This window comes from Streptomyces sp. NPDC006925 (assembly GCF_042869575.1).
Taxonomy (GTDB): Bacteria; Actinomycetota; Actinomycetes; order Streptomycetales; family Streptomycetaceae; genus Streptomyces.
Genome location: NZ_JBIAGB010000003.1, coordinates 269,945 through 288,312, shown reverse-complemented (window position 1 = coordinate 288,312; position 18,368 = coordinate 269,945). Strand labels below are relative to the sequence as shown.

The window sequence follows — 18,368 nt, the reverse complement described above, 5'->3', positions numbered from 1 at the left end:
CCGCCGGTCAGTCGCCCTCCGCGGGAAGGAGGCCGAGTTCCTGCGGAGCGGCCTCCAGCAGCGTGCCGTCCCGCAGCCCCAGCCAGCGGGTGATGCCCAGTTCCTCCAGGAACGGGAGGTCGTGGCTGGCGATCAGCAGAGCACCCTCGTACGCCGTCAGCGCGTCCCGCAACTGCCGCACGCTGGACTCGTCCAGATTGTTGGTCGGCTCGTCCAGCATCAGCAACTGGGGCGCCGGATCCGCCAGCAGGACGGCGGCGAGCGCGGCCCGGAAGCGCTCGCCGCCCGAGAGCGTGCCCACCGCGCGGTCGGCCCGCTTGCCGCGCAGCAGGAACCGCGCGAGCCGGGCGCGGATCTGCTGGTTGGTGGCCTGCGGCGCCGAACGCGCGACGTTCTCCACGACGGACAGCCGGTCGTCGAGCACGGTCAGCCGCTGCGGCAGGTAGCGCAGCGGCACATGCGTGTGCACCTCGCCCGCGACGGGCGGGAGCTGCCCGGCCAGGGTCCGCAGCAGCGTCGTCTTGCCCGCACCGTTCGGCCCGACGAGCGCCATCCGGTCCGGCCCGTGCACGTCGAGGTCGACCCGGGGGCCGTGCCGCAGCTCCACCTCCCGCAGCTCGAGGACCCGCCGTCCGCGCGGCACCGCGGTCGAGGGCAGGTCGACGCGGATCGCCGAGTCGTCCCGAACCCGCTCGGACGCCTCCTCCAACTGCTGCCGCGCCTCGTCCAGCCGCTGCTCGTGCAGCAGGCGGTGCTTTCCCGCCGTCTCCTGCGCCTGCCGCTTGCGGGCGCCCAGCAGGATCTTCGGTTCGCTCCCGGCCGCGGCCTGCTTGCTGCCGTACTGCGCCCGCCGGGCCAGCTTCATCCGCGCCTCGGCCAGCTCCCGGCGCTGGCGCCGCACATCGGTCTCGGCTGCACGCACCATCCGCTCGGCCGCCTGCTGTTCGGCGGCGACAGCGGCCTCGTACGCCTCCAGATCGCCGCCGTACCAGGTCACCTCACCGCCGCGCAGGTCGGCGATCCGGTCGACCAGCGACAGCAGTTCGCGGTCGTGGCTGACCACGACGAGCACGCCCCGGAACGAGGAGACCGCCTCGTGCAGCCGGCGGCGGGCCGTCCGGTCGAGGTTGTTGGTCGGCTCGTCCAGCAGCAGGACGTCCGGCCCGGCCAGTAGCAGGGCGGCCAGCCGCAGCAGTACCGACTCGCCGCCGGACATCTCACCGATGGTGTGGTCGAGCCCGATGTGGCTCAGGCCGAGCTGGTCCAGCGTCGCCCGGGCACGCTCCTCGACGTCCCAGTCGTCGCCGACGGCGGCGAACTGCTCCTCGCCCACGTCTCCCGACTCGATGGCGTGCAGCGCGGCGCGGGCGCGGGCGACCCCCAGGGCCTCGTCCACCCGCAGGGAGGTGTCCAGGGTGAGGTTCTGCGGCAGGTAGCCCACCTCGCCCCGGACCGTGACGTTTCCCGCGTCCGGCCGCAGTTCACCCGCCAGCAGCCGCAGCAGGGTGGACTTCCCGGTGCCGTTGAGCCCGATCAGGCCGGTGCGCCCGGGGCCGACGGACAGGTCGAAATCGGTCAGCAGCGGAGTGCCGTCCGGCCAGGAGAAGGTCAGCCGGGAGCAGATGAGGGAAGGTGCGGAAGTGGTCACAGGGGCCTCCTGGTCGCATCACGGTGGGGATGAGCAACATGGAGACACCGGGCCCGGACGGATACACCGGGACGGGGATCAGAAGAGGAGAGGGGCAGCAGTCGGCCGACTCGCTTCCGAGGTCGCACTCGTGGCACACAGACAGGGCACACGGTGTCTCAGACCTCAGATACGCAACGGCCTCTCCTCACGGCGACAACAGAACCGCCCAAGACGCTACGTTCCCGCTTCCGGTGCCGCAAGCCTTTTTCCGCGCGCCACGATGTGCTGTGCTGCGGGCATGGTCCGTACCAGTGAGCCCAGTCCCGCTTCCGGTCCGAGCCGGCTCCCCACGGTTCCGCTCCGGCCGCTGGACGTCCCCGCCCCGCAGGCGCAGGAGCGTGCCAGGTCGTTCCACGAGATCATGGCGCGCCGCCGCACCGTCCGTGACTTCGACGACCGGCCGGTGCCCGACGGAGTCCTGGAGTGGGCGGTCCGCACCGCCGCGACCGCCCCCAGCGGGGCGCACGTCCAGCCCTGGCGGTTCGTCGTCCTCACCGACCCCGAGCGCAAGCGGCGGCTGCGCGCCGCCGCCGAGGAGGAGGAGCGCGCCTTCTACGGGCGCCGCGCCTCGGGCGAGTGGCTGGAGGCGCTCGCCCCGCTCGGCACCGACGAGCACAAGCCGTTCCTGGAGACCGCGCCCGCCGTCCTCGTCGTCTTCGAGGTGCACAAGGGACCGCACACCCCGCGCCCCTACTACACCAAGGAGTCCGTCGGCATCGCCGTCGGCTTCCTGCTCGCCTCACTCCACCAGGCGGGGCTGGCCACGCTCACCCACACACCCAGCCCGATGCGCTTCCTCAACGAGATCTGCGACCGCCCGGCCGAGGAGCGCGGCGCCTACGTCATCCCGGTCGGCTACCCGGCTCCCGGCGCCCGGGTACCCGACCTGGAGCGCAAGCAGTTGGACGAGGTGCTCGTGCGGTTGTGAGCACCCCGCCGCCCCCGCCGGGCGGTTGACCCGACATACTCCCAGCGCACAACAGTGACAACGGGAGCGTGCGATGAACAACGCGGTACGGGGGATCTCGGGCATGGCCTGCGCGAGCGGTCTGCTCCTCATGGTGGCGGGGTGCAGCGGCTCGGGGACGGGTGCGGCGGCATCCTCGGCCGGGCCGGCGGACAAGAAGGAGCACACGCCCGCGGCCGGCGTCGTCACCCGGGCACAGGCCGGGAAGCTCGTCGACCACTACGAGAAGGTGAACAACGAGGCCAACAAGAACTCCGATCCCCGGCTGCTCTCCACGGTGGAGGGCGGGGCGGTCTTCGAGCAGAGCAAGGCCACCTACAAGATGCAGAAGAACTGGACGGCAGCGGAGCGGGCCGACTACCGCAAGCCGTTCCACTACGTCGACCGGAAGTTCTACCTTCCTCGCAAGGGCACCGCCGACTGGTTCGCCATGGTGGCGTACTCCAAGAACACGGGCGAGAAGAAGAAGGGCAAGTACCCGGGTACCCTGATCATGGAGAAGCAGGGCGGCGACTGGAAGATGGTCGCCGGCAGCTACAGTCAGTCCACGTGGCTGCCGCGGCTCGCCGAGGACGAGAAGGGGTTCGCCGAGGCCGTCTCCGACACGTCCAAGAAGGCCGGGGCGCTTTCCCCCGACGCACTGTCCGGCAAACTGCTCGACCTCTACACCGAGCAGGGCTCCGCCCGGGGCGGATTCCGCACCTCGAAGACCACCGAGTCGCTCCGCAAGATTCCCGGCCGGCAGAACGAGTTGCTGAACCCGCACGGCGAGGCGGTGTTCAGCCGGGGCGAGCCGACACACGAGAAGATCCACGCGCTCCGCACCGAGGACGGCGGCGTGTTCGCCGTCTTCAGCACCGAGGTCCGCGAACACGACCGGGGCACACAGGTGACCGCCACCATCCACCCGTCCGACTCGATGAAGGTCTACGTGGGCGACACCTCGGCGCCCTCCTTCTTCGTGGACTGGCTGCACCTGTCGAGTGCCTACCTGCCACCCAAGGGCGATCCCAAGCTCCTCGGCACCGAATACGACATGACGGACGCCGCCGCGGGCTCCGGCCGGAACGGCCGCATGCCCGGCACCGGCAGCTGAGCCGCGCCCGCCGCCGTGGTGCGCCCGCCGTCCGCCGGAGCGCCCCGTACTCCCGCCGCATCTGCGGGAGCACGGGGCACCGGGTGGGTCAGGCCAGGCCCGCGCGGCGGAGCGCTTCGGCCATCTCGCTGTTGTTCGGCGCCGGCGCCGGCGCCGGGGCGCCCTGGCCCCGGCGCTTGCCGCCCGAGCCGCCCTTGGGCGAACCCTGCCGCTGCCGCGGGGCACCCGCGGGGGCCTTGCCGGAGCCGTCGCGGCGCCGGTCGCGGCCGCCGCGCCGCGCGCCTGCGCCCCCGCCCGTCCCGGGCTCGTCGTCCAGCCGCAGGGTGAGCGAGATCCGCTTCCGCGCCTCGTCGACCTCCAGCACCCGCACCCGGACGATGTCGCCGGGTTTGACCACGTCGCGCGGGTCCTTCACGAACGTCTTCGACATCGCCGAGACATGCACCAGGCCGTCCTGGTGCACCCCGACGTCCACGAAGGCGCCGAACGCCGCGACGTTGGTGACCACGCCCTCCAGCACCATGCCGGCGGAGAGGTCGCCGAGCTTCTCGACCCCCTCCTTGAAGCTCGCCGTGCGGAACGCGGGTCGCGGGTCGCGGCCCGGCTTCTCCAGCTCGCGCAGGATGTCGGTGACAGTGGGCAGTCCGAACGAGCCGTCCACGAACTCCTGCGGGTCGAGCGCCCGCAGCGCCTTCGCGTTGCCGATCAGCGACGGCACGTCGGTGCCCGCCCTGGCGACCATCCCGCGGACCACCGGATACGCCTCCGGGTGCACCGCTGAGGCGTCCAGCGGGTCGCCGCCGCGGATGCGCAGGAAGCCCGCGCACTGCTCGAACGCCTTGGGGCCGAGCCGGGAGACGTCCTTGAGCTCCTGGCGGCCCTTGAACGGGCCGTGCGAATCCCGGTGCGCCACGATGTTCTCGGCCAGCACCGAGCCGATCCCCGACACCCGGGAGAGCAGCGGAGCGGAAGCCGTGTTGACGTCCACCCCGACGCCGTTCACGCAGTCCTCCACCACGGCGTCCAGCGAGCGCGACAGCTTCATCTCGGACAGGTCGTGCTGGTACTGGCCCACGCCGATGGACTTCGGGTCGATCTTCACCAGCTCGGCCAGCGGATCCTGCAGCCGGCGGGCGATGGAGACCGCGCCGCGCAGCGACACGTCCAGCTCGGGCAGCTCCTGTGAGGCGTAGGCCGAGGCGGAGTAGACCGAGGCACCCGCCTCCGAGACCATCACCTTGGTCAGCTTCAGCTCCGGCTTGGCGGCGATCAGCTCACCGGCCAGCTTGTCCGTCTCGCGGGAGGCCGTGCCGTTCCCGATCGCGACCAGCTCCACCTGGTGCGCCTCGGCGAGGGCGGCCAGCTTCGCCAGCGCCTCGTCCCACTGCTTCTGCGGCGCGTGCGGATAGACCGTGTCCGTGGCGGCGACCTTGCCCGTCGCATCGATCACAGCCACCTTCACGCCCGTCCGCAGCCCCGGGTCCAGGCCGAGGGTGGCACGGGTCCCGGCGGGAGCGGCCAGCAGCAGATCGCGCAAGTTGGTCGCGAAGACCCGCACCGCCTCGTCCTCGGCCGCGGCGCGCAGCCGGGTGCGCAGGTCGATGCCCAGGTGCACCAGGATCCGGGTACGCCACGCCCAGCGCACCGTCTCCGCCAGCCACGGGTCCGCCGGACGGCCCTCGTCGCGCACCCCGAAGCGGTGTGCGACCGAACGCTCGTAGGAACTCGGGCCCTCCTGCTCCGCTCCGGCCGGCTCGGGCTCCATCGTGAGGTCGAGCACTTCCTCCTTCTCGGCCCGCAGCAGCGCCAGGACCCGGTGCGAGGGCAGTTCGGTGAAGCTCTCGGAGAAGTCGAAGTAGTCGGCGAACTTGGCGCCCTGCTCCTCCTTGCCCTCCCGCACCCGGGCGGCCAGCCGGCCCTGCCCCCACATGCGCTCGCGCAGCTCGCCGATCAGGTCGGCGTCCTCGCTGAAGCGCTCGGCGAGGATGGCGCGCGCGCCCTCCAGGGCCGCGGCGGCGTCCCCGACGCCCTTGTCGGCGTCGACGAAGGCGGCGGCAGCGGCCGGCGGCTCCACCGACGGGTCCGCGAGCAGCCCCTCGGCGAGCGGTTCGAGGCCCGCCTCGCGGGCGATCTGCGCCTTGGTGCGCCGCTTGGGCTTGTAGGGCAGATAGATGTCCTCCAGGCGCGCTTTGGAGTCGGCGGCCCGGATCTGCTCCGCGAGCTCGTCGGTGAGCTTCCCCTGGCCGCGCACGGACTCCAGGATCGACGCGCGTCGCTCCTCCAGCTCCCGCAGATAGCGCAGCCGCTCCTCCAGGGAGCGCAACTGCGCGTCGTCGAGCGTCTCGGTCGCTTCCTTGCGGTAGCGCGCGATGAACGGCACGGTCGACCCGCCGTCGAGCAGCTCGACTGCGGCGCGGACCTGCCGCTCGCGTACGCCGAGTTCCTCGGCGATCCTGCCTTCGATCGTCGTCGTCACGATGGTTCGTTCCGCCTTCTCGGTGCTGTTGTCCCCCGGTAGGCATGCATTGTGGCAGGCGTGTCCGACAGGCCCGTGCAGGCGGGCGTGACGGCGGGGCTCCGCGGGGCGGGCGCCGCCCGCGCCGCACCGCCGCGGCTCAGCCCTTGCCGAGCAGGTCGGCGGGGAACGCGCCCGCCCCGATCGCCGTGTGTGTGAACCCGCCCGCCAGCTCGGTCAGCCGGGCCACGCCCTCGGCGCCCAGCAGCTCGTAGGGGCGGCGGTCCAGCCGGTCGGTCTCCTCCTCGAGGTGCTTGCGCAGCTCGGCGCCCCGTTCGGTCAGTTCGCCCTCGTTGTCCAGCAGTCCGCGTCCGGTCAGCCGCTGCTGCGCGGTGGTCCAGTCCTGCTCGCTGTAGCCGCGGGTGCTCATCACCCACTTGGGGTTCATCCCGTGTCCGCTGGCGGTGTGGCTGACCAGTGCTTCCAGCGCGTCGAGTTCGGCGTTCTGCAGTGCGGCGATGTGGCCGTCCCCGCGGTGCTCGCGCAGCAGCGTCGCCGCGTGCCACAGCGCCAGGTGCGGCGAGTGGTCGAGCGGGGGGACCGGAAGGTCCGCGTTGGCGGCGTGCAGCGGCCGGCCGGAGCGGGTGCACCCCTCGGTGGCGCGCAGCGCCAGCCGGGCGGCCTCGGTCATCTCCGCCGAGCGGACGGCCTCCTCGCCCAGCAGCTGCCGCAGCATCGTGTCGGCCGCGCGCAGCCGCGCGGCCAGGACGGTCTCGGGCGAGGCGGCGTCCCACACGGCCGGCACGAACCGCGCGACCAGCGCGTGGCTGTAGTTGTAGAAGGTGGCCGTCACCGCGCCCGCGCCCACCGCGCCCAGCGGCGCCGACCGCGAGGACAGGTTGATCGCGCGCGGGTCGTCGATGCCGTAGGGCGAGAGCTCCTTCCCCAGCGCGGGTGAGAAGTAGAGCGCGGAGTGCAGGGCGTTCAGGGCGTTGTGGCAGCGCCGCCCGGCGCGTTCGGGAAGTGGCGTCATGCCCGTACGCTACCGGTCGGTACGGACGACTTGAAGAGTGGGGAACCGGCGGCTCCACCCCGCCGTGTACCCTGCGGACGCCGCCCCCGCCGGGCGGGCGCGGCGGGTGCCGGGCTGCGGCGCGCGGTGCCTCCGCGCGGTCCCGGGCGCCCGGACGCGGCGCTTCCGCCGCGCGGTGGTGCGGGTACGCGGCGGTCCGGGTTGCGGCAGTGGTCCCGCTTCAGTGCCGCCGGATGCCGAAGCGCGGAGCGCGCCGCTCCAGGAAGGCGGCCACGCCCTCGGCCGCGTCGCCGCTTCCCGCCGCCTCACGCTGCCAGTGTTCGACCCGGTCGGGGCCGGTGCGCCCGTCCGTGAAGTCCTTGGCGGCCGCCTGGGTCAGCGCTGAGCGTCCGGTGAGGGTCCGCGCGAACTCGGTGACTCTTCTGTCGAGTTCCTCCCCGTGGTGCACCTCGTCCACCAGGCCGGTGCGCAGCGCCCGCTCCGCGTCGATCAGCTCCCCCGAGTAGAGCAGGAACTTGGCGGTGGCCGGTCCCACCAGGCGCACCAGGCGCTCGGTCGAGGAGGCCGGATAGACGATCCCCAGTTTGGCCGGGGTGATCCCGAAGAGTGCGTCGTGCGCGGCGAACCGCAGGTCGCAGGCGGCGGCGAGCTGGCAGCCGCCGCCGACGCAGTGCCCGTGCACGGCCGCCAGTGTGGGCTTGGGGAAGGCGGCCAGCGCCTCCTCCGCGGCCACGGCGAGCGTCTGCTGCGCGCGGGCCGCGCCGCCGGGTCCCCCGCTCTCCGGCTGTCCCGCCCCGGGGTCCCCGGTCCGGGCCGCGTCCCGCAGGGTGCCGATGTCCGCTCCCGCGCAGAAGGTGCGCTGCGCCCCGGTCAGCACCAGGACCCGTACGTCCGGGTCGGCGGCGAGCTCCGCGAGCAGCCCGGCCAGCCCGCGCCACATGGCGGGGGTCATGGCGTTGCGCTTGGCCGGGCGGTCGATGGTGACGGTCGCGACGCCCTGGTCGCGGGCGGTGCGCAGGGTCGGCTCCATGAGCGTGATCGTATCCAGGAAGCATCAGGTTCTGTCACCGAGCTGCCAGCTGGCGTAAGTCTTCTGTCAAATGCCATCGATATGTGCCAAGTTACGGTCACCCGCTCTGGTCTGCACCGCGCGGTACCACCATGCAATGCAAGTACATCTGCAAGTACACCAGGTACCGAGCAGGAGAGTGGGTGCGGAGATGGAGAGCCGCGGCGGGCAGCTGTCCGGAGTTGTCGACGAGGCTCCACAGTCCGGGGAGGCGCTCGGCCCCCTGAGCGCGGCACGCGGTGCTGCGGCGGGGGCGGTACCCGCGGCTGCCGCCGTGCTGGCCGCTCGGCCGCGCCCGGAGCGGCAGTGCCGGGCCGAGCCCGGGACCCTCGGGTGCGTCCACGGGACCCCGTCGGTGTCCGGGCGCATCGGCGCCTTGGGGCCGTCGGGCGAGGGGAGCTGGCGGTTCACGGCGCCGACGGCCGCGCCCTCGGTGCCCGGGCTGCGGCATGCCGTGCGCGAGCTGCTGGAGCGCCGGCCGGCCCGGGTGCCGGAGGATGTGCTCCAGGGGGCGCTGCTGATCCTCTCGGAGCTGGTCACCAACGCCGTGCAGCACGCGGCGCTGCTCTCGCCCGACATCACCGTCGAGGTCGCACTGGGCGGCGGATGGCTCCGGGTGGCGGTGGAGGACGGCCATCCCTACCGGCCCAAGGCGCTGGAGGCCGAGCCCTTCCGGGAGCACACGGGCGGGCGCGGCCTGCTGCTGGTCAAGGCGCTCACCGCGGAGGCGGGCGGCCGCTGCGACGTGGAGCAGACGGACGCCGGCGGCAAGGTCGTCTGGGCCGCGCTGCCGCTGCACCCCGCGGCGGCGGATGCCGGGGAGCCCGGCTCCCGCTGAGGAGTCCGCCGTGCGGCGGCCGCGGGCCGGGTCTCCCGGCGGGGAGCCCGCCACGGCCGGACAGCCGGTCGGCGGGTCGCGGCTCCCGACGGTCCGGGTGCCGGCCCTCTCGTGGCCGTTCCGCCCGGCCCGGCCCGCTGGGTCACCAGCTCCCGGCGCCGCCCGTCACCGTGCGGATCGTCGGACGCGCCGCGTCCAGCACGGTCATGAACCAGGTGGAGAAGGTGTCGACGGCGTGTCGCTTCTCCAGTTCGTCCCACGTCACAAAGGCCGTTTCGGAGATCTCCGCCGGATCCGGCCGGGGCTCCTCCCGCAGCAGTCCGACGAACAGGTGGTTGAACTCCTGCTCCACCAGCCCCGACGCGGGGTCCGGGTGGTTGTAGCGGACGGTGCCCGCCTCCTGCAGCAGCGCGGGCGCCACCCCCAGCTCCTCGCCGACCCGCCGGGCCGCGGCGGCGAACGGCGGCTCGCCCGGATACGGGTGCCCGCAGCAGGTGTTGGACCACACGCCCGGGGAGTGGTACTTGCCCAGTGCCCGCCGCTGGAGCAGCAGCCGGCCCTCCTCGTCGAAGAGGAAGACGGAGAAGGCGCGGTGCAGCCGCCCGGGGGCCACATGGGCGGAGAGCTTCTCCGCGGTGCCGATCGTCGTCCCGTCCTCGTCTACCAGTTCGAGCATGATCGGGGCGGCTGAGCTGTTCGCCATGGTGATCCTTCGGGGGTGGGCCGGTGGGCAGCGGGTCCAGTGTGCCGCAGTCGACGCGGTAATTCCGCATTCTGCGGGACAGTGACTGCAACGTGCGCGTTTATGCCCATCAGTGCTGATCGGTGACGATCTGACTGTCAGGTCCTCGCCGGATGTGCCTCCGGGTGGCGCAGCAGCCAGCCCTCCCACGCCGAGGCGACCATCTCGCGCACCCCGTGGCGGGGCGCCCAGTCCAGCTCCTCGCGGATCCGCTCCGCCGAGGCCACCACCCGCGCCGGATCACCGGGGCGGCGTGGCACCACCCGGGGCGCCGGACCCCGCCCGCCGGTGACCTCGGCGACGAGATCGGCCATCTCCCGCACCGAGACCCCCGAGCCGGTGCCGACGTTCAGCGTCAGATCGCCGCCCCCGCCCGGCCGCGAGCCGTCGCCCGCCGCCGCACGGGCCGCCGCGACATGGGCCTCGGCCAGATCCTGCACATGGATGTAGTCCCGCACGCAGGTGCCGTCCGGGGTCGGATAGTCGTCGCCGAAGATCCGGGGCGGTTCCCCGCGGGTCAGCGCGTCGAAGAACATCGGGACGATGTTGAAGACACCGGTGTCGGAGAGTTCGGGCCGCGCGGCCCCGGCGACATTGAAGTAGCGCAGGCAGGCGGTGGACAGCCCGTGGGCCCGCCCCGTCGCCCGCACCAGCCACTCGCCGGCCAGTTTGGTCTCGCCGTAGGGGTTCATCGGCACCGTGGGGGTCTGCTCGGTGACCAGGTCCACGTCCGGCATCCCGTAGACGGCCGCGGAGGAGGAGAAGACGAAGCCGCGCACCCCCGCGTCGACCACGGCGCCCAGCAGTGTGACGAGGCCGCTCAGATTCTCCTCGTAGTAGGTGAGCGGCTGCTCGACCGACTCGCCCACCTGCTTCTTGGCCGCGAGATGGATCACACCGCGCACCCCGTGCTCGGCCAGGGCCCGGTCCAGCAGCCGACGGTCCAGTACCGAGCCGCGCACCAGCGGCACCTCGGCGGGCAGCCGTTCGGCCAGCCCGGTGGACAGGTCGTCCAGTGCCACGACTCGCTCACCGGCCGCCGTCAGGGCCCGTGCGACGTGCGCGCCGATGTAGCCCGCACCGCCTGTGATCAACCACGTCATGCCCGAACCCTATCGGCCCCGGTTGTGGCGGGAACCCATGATCCACCATGCTGGGGCGCGCGGGCGCCCGCCGGACAACACCGGGGCGATGAACGCTCGGTGAAGGCTCCCCCCGGCGATCCGATACTCTCTGCCGACGTGCCGCCGACCCCTTCCGGGTGACGGCGCACGCTGCCCGCTGCCCCGGTTGTCCCCTTTCCCGCGCGGGCCTGCCAGCTTCCAAGGAGTGAGTTCGTTCTGTCGACCGCCATCCTCACCGGTCCGCCGGTTGCCGGATCGTCGCTCGAGGCCGACTTGCGCTCGCTCGGCTTCGAGGTGCGCGCGGCCTCCGGCCCGACCGCAGTCGGCACGGAACTGGCCGCGACCGCCGCGGACGAGCGGGTCGCGCTGATCGACCCTCGCTTCGTCGGCCACACCCACGCGCTGCGGCTGGCCCTGCGGGACCCGCGCTTCGCGGCGGGGGCCCTGCCCGGAGTGCTCGCCGTGGGTCCCGAGGCCCGGCACGCGCTGCCCCGGGATCCGGGCGGCGGACCGCAGGCGGCGACCGAGGCGCTGGAGGCGGCCGGAGTCCAGGTGCACCGGCCCGAGCTGGGCACGCTCGTGGCCACCGTGCCCGCCGACGACGCGGCCCGCGCCGAGGCCGAACAGGCCGTCGCCGCGGTCGACGGCGAGGCGGTCCGGCTGCGTTCCGCGGTCAAGTCCCGCGACGGCTTCTTCACCACCTTCTGCATCAGCCCGTACTCGCGCTACCTGGCCCGCTGGTGCGCCCGCCGCGGACTGACCCCCAACCAGGTCACCACCGCCTCGCTGATCACCGCGCTGATCGCCGCCGGCTGCGCAGCCAGTGGGGAGCGCTGGGGCTTCGTGGCGGCCGGTGTGCTGCTGATCGCCTCGTTCGTCCTGGACGCGACGGACGGCCAGCTCGCCCGCTACGACCTGCAGTACTCCACGCTCGGCGCCTGGCTGGACGCCACCTTCGACCGGGCCAAGGAGTACTCCTACTACGCGGGCCTGGCCCTGGGCGCCGCGCGGGGCGGCGACGACGTGTGGGCCCTGGCACTCGGGGCCATGCTGCTGATGACCGCGCGGCACACGGTCGACTTCTCCTTCAACGAGGCCAGCCACGACGTCACCGGGAACACCAGCCGCACCGCGGCGCTCTCCAGCAAACTGGACAGCGCGGGCTGGACCGTGTGGGCCCGGCGGATGATCGTGCTGCCCATCGGGGAGCGCTGGGCCCTCATCGCCGTGCTGACCGCGGCCACCACGCCCCGCATCACCTTCGTCGTGCTGCTGGTCGCGGGCTCGCTCGCCGCCTGCTACACCACCGCGGGCCGGCTGCTGCGCTCCCTGCACCGCAGGGCCCGCACCGACCGCGCCGCCGAGGGGGTGCGCGCGCTCACCGACAGCGGCCCGCTCGCCGAGCTCTCCGGCCGGCTGCTGCGGCCGCTGCCGCTGCCCCGGCTCGGGGTGCCGGCCGTCGCCCTCCTGGGAGCCGCAGTGATCCTCGCCACCGCGTGGGCCGCGCCGCTCGGCAGCGCCTGGCCGGTGGCGGCCGCGGCCTGCTACGCCCTGTGCGCGGGGGTCGCCCTCGCCCGGCCGCTCAAGGGCCCGCTGGACTGGCTGCTCCCCCCCACTTTCCGTATCGCGGAATACGGCACGATTCTGGTGCTCGCCGCCCGCGCCGACACCGACGGCACGCTCCCCGCGGCGTTCGGGCTGGTGGCGGCTCTCGCCTACCATCACTACGACACGGTGTACCGCATCCGCGGTGGCACCGGAGCGCCTCCGCACTGGCTGGTGCGGGCGGTCGGGGGGCACGAAGGACGGACCCTGCTGGTCACCGTCGCCGCGGCCCTCCAGCTCGGCGACGGCGGTCGCACCCAAGGCTTCACCTTCGCGCTGACCACGCTCGCCGTGGTCATCGCGGCCGTGGTGCTCGTCGAGAGCATCCGATTCTGGGTGTCGTCGCAAGCACCCGCAGTACACGACGAAACAGGAGAACCCGCATGATCGGCCTCGTGCTGGCTGCCGGCGCCGGACGGCGTCTGCGCCCCTACACCGACACCCTGCCCAAGGCCCTGGTGCCCGTGGACGGCGACACCACCGTGCTCGACATCGCTTTGGCCAACTTCGCCCAGGTCGGTCTCACCGACGTCGCGGTCGTGGTGGGCTACCGCAAGGAGGCCGTCTACGAGCGGCAGGCCGAGCTGGAGGCCAAGCACGGCGTCACGCTCCGCCTGATCGACAACGACAAGGCCGAGGAGTGGAACAACGCCTACTCCCTCTACTGCGCCCGCGAGGTCTTCAAGGAGGGCGTGCTGCTCGCCAACGGCGACACCGTGCACCCCGTCTCCGTGGAGAAGACGCTGCTGGAGGCGCGCGGCGACGGCAAGAAGATCATCCTCGCCCTGGACACGGTCAAGGACCTCGCCGACGAGGAGATGAAGGTCGTCGTCGACCCGGCCAAGGGCGTCCAGCGCATCACCAAGCTGATGGACCCCGCCGAGGCCACCGGCGAGTACATCGGGCTCACCCTGATCGAGCCGGAGGCGGGCGCCGAGCTGGCCGACGCGCTGAAGGCCACCTTCGAGCGCGACCCGCAGCTCTACTACGAGGACGGCTACCAGGAGCTGGTCAACCGCGGCTTCAAGGTCGACATCGCCCCGATCGGCGACGTCAAGTGGGTCGAGATCGACAACCACGACGACCTCGCCAAGGGCCGGGAGATCGCATGCCAGTACTGACCCGCCTCATTCCGTCGCCGGTCGTCGTGGACATCAGCCGCGGCGCACTGGACGACCTGGCGGGCCTGTTGGCCGATCAGCGGATCTCCACCAACGGCAAGCTCGCCTTCGCCATCAGCGGCGGCTCCGGGGCCGCACTGCGCGAGAGGTTCGCCCCGCTGCTGCCCAACGCCTCCTGGTACGAGGTGGGCGGCGGCACCATCGACGACGCGGTCGAGCTGGCCGACGCCATGAAGTCCTCCGGCCGCTACGACGCGGTGGTCGGGCTCGGCGGCGGCAAGATCATCGACTGTGCGAAGTACGCGGCGGCCCGCATCGGGCTGCCGCTGGTGGCGGTCGCGACCAACCTGTCGCACGACGGTCTGTGCTCCCCGGTCGCCACCCTCGACAACGACGCGGGCCGCGGCTCCTACGGGGTGCCCAACCCGATCGCCGTCGTCATCGACCTCGACGTGATCCGCGAGGCACCCGAGCGTTACATCCGCTCCGGTATCGGCGACGTCATCTCCAACATCTCGGCCGTCAAGGACTGGGAGCTGGGGCACGAGGTCCGCGGCGAGGACATCGACGGACTGGCCGCGGCCATGGCCCGGCAGGCCGGCGAGGCGATCCTGCACCACCCGGGGGACGTCAGCGACGACGGCTTCCTCCAGGTGCTGGCCGAGGGGCTGGTGCTGACCGGCATCTCGATGTCGGTCGCCGGGGACAGCCGCCCCGCCTCCGGCGCCTGCCACGAGATCAACCACGCCTTCGACCTGCTGTACCCGCGGCGGGCAGCGCCGCACGGCGAGCAGTGCGGTCTGGGCGCGGCCTTCGCCACCTATCTGCGCGGGGACAAGGACACGGCCAAGCTGATGGTGGAGGTGCTGCGGCGGCACGAGCTGCCGGTGCTGCCCGCCGACATCGGCTTCGACCCCGACGAGTTCGTCGAGGCCGTCGCGTACGCGCCCCAGACCCGCCCCGGGCGGTACACGATCCTGGAACACCTCGACCTGTCCACCGACCAGATCAGGGACGCGTACGCGGACTATGCACAAACCATCGGTAGCTGAGCTCCGGCCGGTCGTCCACCCCGCCGGGGTGAAGGACCGGCGGAGCGGCGAGCACTGGGCCGGCCGGCTCTACATGCGCGAGCTCTCGCTGCGCATCGACCGGCACCTGGTGAACACCCGGGTCACCCCCAACCAGCTCACCTACGTGATGACCCTCGCCGGGGTGCTGGCGCTGCCCGCGCTGCTGCTCCCGGGGGTCGTCGGCGCGGTCCTGGGCGTGGTCATGGTCCAGCTCTATCTGCTGCTGGACTGCGTCGACGGTGAGGTGGCCCGCTGGAAGCAGCAGTTCTCGCTGGGCGGGGTGTACCTGGACCGGGTCGGCGCCTATCTGTGCGATGCCGCGGTGCTGGTCGGTTTCGGGCTGCGCGCCGCCGACCTGTGGGGCGGCGGCCGGATCGACTGGCTGTGGGCCTTCCTGGGCACGCTGGCCGCACTCGGCGCCATCCTGATCAAGGCGGAGTCCGACCTGGTCGGGGTCGCCCGGCACCAGGGCGGGCTGCCCCCGGTCCAGGAGTCGGCCGCCGAGCCGCGCTCCTCGGGGCTCGCGCTGGCGCGCCGGGCGGCGGCCGCGCTCAAGTTCCACCGGCTGGTGCTGGGGATCGAGGCCTCGCTGCTGATCCTGGTGGTCGCGATCGTGGACCAGATCCGCGGCGACCTGTTCTTCACCCGGCTCGGTGTCGCGGTCCTCGCCGGCATCGCGGTGCTCCAGACGCTGCTGCACCTGGTGTCCATCCTGGCCTCGAGCAGGCTGAAGTGACGGGAGGCGGGAAAGCGATGCGTCTGGGTGCCGTCGTGCTCACGATGGGCAACCGTCCCGAGGAGCTGCGCGCGCTGCTGCAGTCGGTCGCCGATCAGGAGGGCGAACCGATCGAGGTGGTCGTGGTGGGTAACGGCGCGCCGTTGCCCGCGCTGCCGGACGGTGTACGGAAGGTCGAGCTTCCGGAAAATCTCGGCATCCCCGGTGGGCGGAATGTCGGTATCGAGGCGTTCGGGCCGTCGGCTGGCGAGGTGGACGCGCTGCTCTTCCTGGACGACGACGGACTGCTGCCCTCGACCGACACGGCCGAACTGGTGCGCGAGGCGTTCGAGGCCGACCCGGGCCTGGGCATCGTCACCTTCCGCATCGCCGACCCGGACACCGGCGTCACCCAGCGCCGGCACGTGCCCCGGCTGCGCGCCTCCGACCCGCTGCGCTCCTCCAGGGTCACCACCTTCCTGGGCGGCGCCAACGCCGTGCGCACCCGGGTGCTGGCGGAAGTCGGCGGACTGCCGGACGAATTCTTCTACGCGCACGAGGAGACCGACCTGGCATGGCGCGCCCTGGACGCCGGCTGGGGCATCGAGTACCGCGCCGACATGGTGCTGCACCACCCGACCACGGCCCCCAGCAGGCACGCGGTCTACCACCGGATGGTGGCCCGCAACCGGGTCTGGCTCGCGCGCCGCAACCTGCCCGCGCCGCTGGTCCCCGTGTATCTGACCGTATGGCTGCTGCTGACGCTCGCCCGCCGCCCCTCCATGCCCGCGCTGCGCGCCTGGCTGGGCGGTTTCAAGGAGGGCTGGACCACACCCGCGGGCAGCCGCAGGCCGATGCGGTGGCGTACGGTATGGCGTCTGACGCGGCTGGGACGCCCGCCCGTGATCTGACAAGCTCGTCCCTGCGAGCATCAGCCCCGGATCCACTTGCGCAGTGTGAGGACGAAAGTTTCCAACGTGAGCGAGAAAACCCACGACAGTGCCGACAAGTCGGTCGGCGTACTGCCTCCGCCGTCACTGGACGACCGGCTGACTCCGGCCGAACTCGCGGCCAAGTACGGGCTGTCGGTCAGCGGGGCGCGCCCTTCGCTGCCCGACTACGTACGGCAGCTCTGGGCACGGCGGCACTTCATTCTCGCCTTCTCCCGGGCGAAGCTGACGGCACAGTACAGCCAAGCGAAGCTGGGCCAGTTGTGGCAGGTCGCCACGCCGCTGCTGAACGCGGCCGTCTACTACTTCATCTTCGGCCTGCTGCTGGGCGGCCGGAAGGGCACCCCGGGCGGTCAGGAGAACTACATCCCGTTCCTGATCACCGGGGTGTTCGTCTTCACCTTCACCCAGACCTCGGTGCTCACCGGCGTCCGGGCGATCTCCTCCAACCTCGGGCTGGTGCGTGCGCTGCACTTCCCGCGCGCCGCGCTGCCGATCTCGGTGGCGCTCCAGCAGCTCCAGCAGCTCCTCTACTCGATGATCGTGCTGGTCGTCATCCTGCTCGGGTTCGGCAAGCTGCCGCAGTTCTCCTGGCTGCTGGTGGTACCCGCGCTGGCCTTCCAGTTCGTCTTCAACACCGGACTCGCGCTGATCCTGGCGCGGCTCGGCAGCAGGACGCCGGACCTGGCGCAGCTCATGCCCTTCATCACCCGTACGTGGATGTACGGGTCGGGCGTGATGTTCCCCCTGAAGTACATGCTGGAGAACCGGGCGCACGCGCCGGGCTGGGTCAGCGATCTCCTGCAGGCCAACCCCGCCGCCGTCTACATGGACCTGATGCGGTTCTCGCTCATCGACGCCTACCCCAGCGACCAGCTCCCCCCGCACGTCTGGGCCCTCGCCCTCGGCTGGGCGGTGCTCGTCGGCGTCGGCGGATTTGTTTTCTTCTGGAAGGCGGAGGAGCGTTATGGCCGTGGCTGAGCAGACCGAGCAGAGCGGAGCACCCGCCGGCACCAAGACCGAGGCCGAGGCGGAGCAGACCCCAGGCCCCTGGGTGCCGACCGTCATCGCCGAGGACCTGCACATCGTCTACCGCGTCTACGGCGGCTCCAAGGGGAGGGGCAGCGCCACCGCGGCCCTCAACCGCATCGTGCGCCGCAAGCCGGGCGGCGGGATGCGCGAGGTGCACGCGGTGCGGGGCGTCAACTTCACCGCCTACCGGGGCCAGGCCATCGGCCTCATCGGCTCCAACGGCTCGGGCAAGTCCACGCTGCTCAAGGCCATCGCGGGGCTGCTGCCCGCGGAGAGCGGCAAGGTCTACACCGACGGCCAGCCCTCGCTGCTGGGGGTCAACGCGGCCATGATGAACGACCTGACCGGGGAGCGGAACGTCGTCCTCGGCGGCCTGGCGATGGGGATGTCGCGGGAGGAGATCCAGGGCCGCTACCAGGGCATCGTCGACTTCTCCGGCATCAACGAGAAGGGCGACTTCATCACCCTCCCGATGCGGACCTACTCCTCCGGCATGGCCGCGCGGCTGCGCTTCTCCATCGCGGCGGCCAAGAACCACGACGTCCTCATGATCGACGAGGCGCTGGCCACCGGCGACAAGAGGTTCCAGAAGCGCTCCGAGGCCCGCATCCGCGAGCTGCGCAAGGACGCCGGGACGGTCTTCCTCGTCAGCCACAACAACAAGTCCATCCGCGACACGTGCGAGCGGGTGCTGTGGTTGGAGAAGGGCGAGCTGCTGCTCGACGGACCCACCGAAGAGGTCCTCAAGGAGTACGAGAAGTTCACCAGCAAGTAGTCGGGGCCCCGGCCCGGCGGGGCTCCGGCCCCGCCGGCTCCGGCTCCCGCGGCGGCGGCCCCCGTACCCGGTAGGCACCGGGT

The 18,368-nt window shown here is 72.3% G+C and carries 16 protein-coding genes; 10 read left to right on the top strand and 6 right to left on the bottom strand.

Annotated elements, in window-relative coordinates:
- Nucleotides 1-7: 7 nt before the first annotated feature.
- Nucleotides 8-1,648, bottom strand: coding sequence for an ABC-F family ATP-binding cassette domain-containing protein (locus ACFYNS_RS06370; RefSeq protein WP_388601152.1), 1,641 nt, complete (start codon nt 1,646-1,648; stop codon nt 8-10).
- 280 nt (nt 1,649-1,928) lie between these two features.
- On the opposite strand from ACFYNS_RS06370, the gene ACFYNS_RS06365 reads away from it, so the two are divergent.
- Nucleotides 1,929-2,618 (top strand): nitroreductase family protein, encoded by a 690-nt coding sequence (locus ACFYNS_RS06365; RefSeq protein ID WP_360302842.1) that lies wholly within the window; start codon nt 1,929-1,931, stop codon nt 2,616-2,618.
- Nucleotides 2,619-2,691: 73 nt separating this feature from the next.
- Entirely contained in the window at nt 2,692-3,753 is a 1,062-nt protein-coding gene (locus ACFYNS_RS06360; protein ID WP_388601150.1) for a hypothetical protein, read from the top strand.
- An 88-nt stretch (nt 3,754-3,841) separates the two neighbouring features.
- Here ACFYNS_RS06360 and ACFYNS_RS06355 read toward each other — a convergent pair whose 3' ends face one another.
- The 3 genes from ACFYNS_RS06355 to ACFYNS_RS06345 form a co-directional block, all read right to left on the bottom strand.
- A complete protein-coding gene (locus ACFYNS_RS06355; protein WP_388601147.1) occupies nt 3,842-6,229 on the bottom strand; it encodes a Tex family protein in 2,388 nt (795 codons plus the stop codon).
- A gap of 139 nt (nt 6,230-6,368) precedes the next feature.
- Nucleotides 6,369-7,241: a hypothetical protein gene (locus tag ACFYNS_RS06350; RefSeq protein WP_388601144.1), complete on the bottom strand. Its 873-nt coding sequence runs from the start codon at nt 7,239-7,241 to the stop codon at nt 6,369-6,371.
- Nucleotides 7,242-7,461: 220 nt separating this feature from the next.
- Nucleotides 7,462-8,271 (bottom strand): enoyl-CoA hydratase/isomerase family protein, encoded by an 810-nt coding sequence (locus ACFYNS_RS06345; protein ID WP_360301175.1) that lies wholly within the window; start codon nt 8,269-8,271, stop codon nt 7,462-7,464.
- A gap of 136 nt (nt 8,272-8,407) precedes the next feature.
- Here ACFYNS_RS06345 and ACFYNS_RS06340 point away from each other — a divergent pair, with 136 nt between their 5' ends.
- The gene (locus tag ACFYNS_RS06340) at nt 8,408-9,148 is read left to right on the top strand and encodes an ATP-binding protein (RefSeq protein WP_388601143.1); all 741 of its coding nucleotides are present in this window, start codon (nt 8,408-8,410) and stop codon (nt 9,146-9,148) included.
- 142 nt (nt 9,149-9,290) lie between these two features.
- Here the strand turns inward: ACFYNS_RS06340 and idi are convergent, their stop codons facing one another.
- Both idi and galE read right to left on the bottom strand, forming a co-directional pair.
- On the bottom strand, nt 9,291-9,851 hold the full coding sequence (gene idi, locus ACFYNS_RS06335) for an isopentenyl-diphosphate Delta-isomerase (RefSeq protein ID WP_360301177.1): 561 nt from the start codon (nt 9,849-9,851) through the stop codon (nt 9,291-9,293).
- A 137-nt stretch (nt 9,852-9,988) separates the two neighbouring features.
- Nucleotides 9,989-10,993 carry a UDP-glucose 4-epimerase GalE gene (gene galE / locus ACFYNS_RS06330; protein WP_388601140.1) on the bottom strand — a complete coding sequence of 335 codons (1,005 nt, stop codon included), beginning with the start codon at nt 10,991-10,993 and terminating at the stop codon, nt 9,989-9,991.
- A gap of 237 nt (nt 10,994-11,230) precedes the next feature.
- Between galE and ACFYNS_RS06325 the strand changes: the two genes are divergently transcribed.
- From ACFYNS_RS06325 to ACFYNS_RS06295, 7 genes are all read left to right on the top strand, one after another.
- Nucleotides 11,231-13,006 (top strand): DUF5941 domain-containing protein, encoded by a 1,776-nt coding sequence (locus tag ACFYNS_RS06325; protein WP_360301196.1) that lies wholly within the window; start codon nt 11,231-11,233, stop codon nt 13,004-13,006.
- On the top strand, nt 13,003-13,740 hold the full coding sequence (locus ACFYNS_RS06320) for a phosphocholine cytidylyltransferase family protein (protein WP_360301183.1): 738 nt from the start codon (nt 13,003-13,005) through the stop codon (nt 13,738-13,740). The genes ACFYNS_RS06325 and ACFYNS_RS06320 overlap by 4 nt, the downstream gene beginning before the upstream one ends.
- Nucleotides 13,728-14,792 (top strand): iron-containing alcohol dehydrogenase family protein, encoded by a 1,065-nt coding sequence (locus ACFYNS_RS06315; RefSeq protein WP_019358592.1) that lies wholly within the window; start codon nt 13,728-13,730, stop codon nt 14,790-14,792. Before ACFYNS_RS06320 ends, ACFYNS_RS06315 begins: the two co-directional genes overlap by 13 nt.
- Nucleotides 14,770-15,549, top strand: a complete 780-nt coding sequence (locus ACFYNS_RS06310; RefSeq protein ID WP_360301186.1) for a CDP-alcohol phosphatidyltransferase family protein — start codon at nt 14,770-14,772, stop codon at nt 15,547-15,549. Before ACFYNS_RS06315 ends, ACFYNS_RS06310 begins: the two co-directional genes overlap by 23 nt.
- A gap of 17 nt (nt 15,550-15,566) precedes the next feature.
- Nucleotides 15,567-16,439 (top strand): glycosyltransferase, encoded by an 873-nt coding sequence (locus ACFYNS_RS06305; protein WP_360301189.1) that lies wholly within the window; start codon nt 15,567-15,569, stop codon nt 16,437-16,439.
- Between the two features lie 66 nt (nt 16,440-16,505).
- The gene (locus tag ACFYNS_RS06300) at nt 16,506-17,459 is read left to right on the top strand and encodes an ABC transporter permease (RefSeq protein WP_075000865.1); all 954 of its coding nucleotides are present in this window, start codon (nt 16,506-16,508) and stop codon (nt 17,457-17,459) included.
- Nucleotides 17,446-18,285 carry an ABC transporter ATP-binding protein gene (locus tag ACFYNS_RS06295; protein ID WP_360301191.1) on the top strand — a complete coding sequence of 280 codons (840 nt, stop codon included), beginning with the start codon at nt 17,446-17,448 and terminating at the stop codon, nt 18,283-18,285. Before ACFYNS_RS06300 ends, ACFYNS_RS06295 begins: the two co-directional genes overlap by 14 nt.
- Nucleotides 18,286-18,368: the final 83 nt, after the last annotated feature.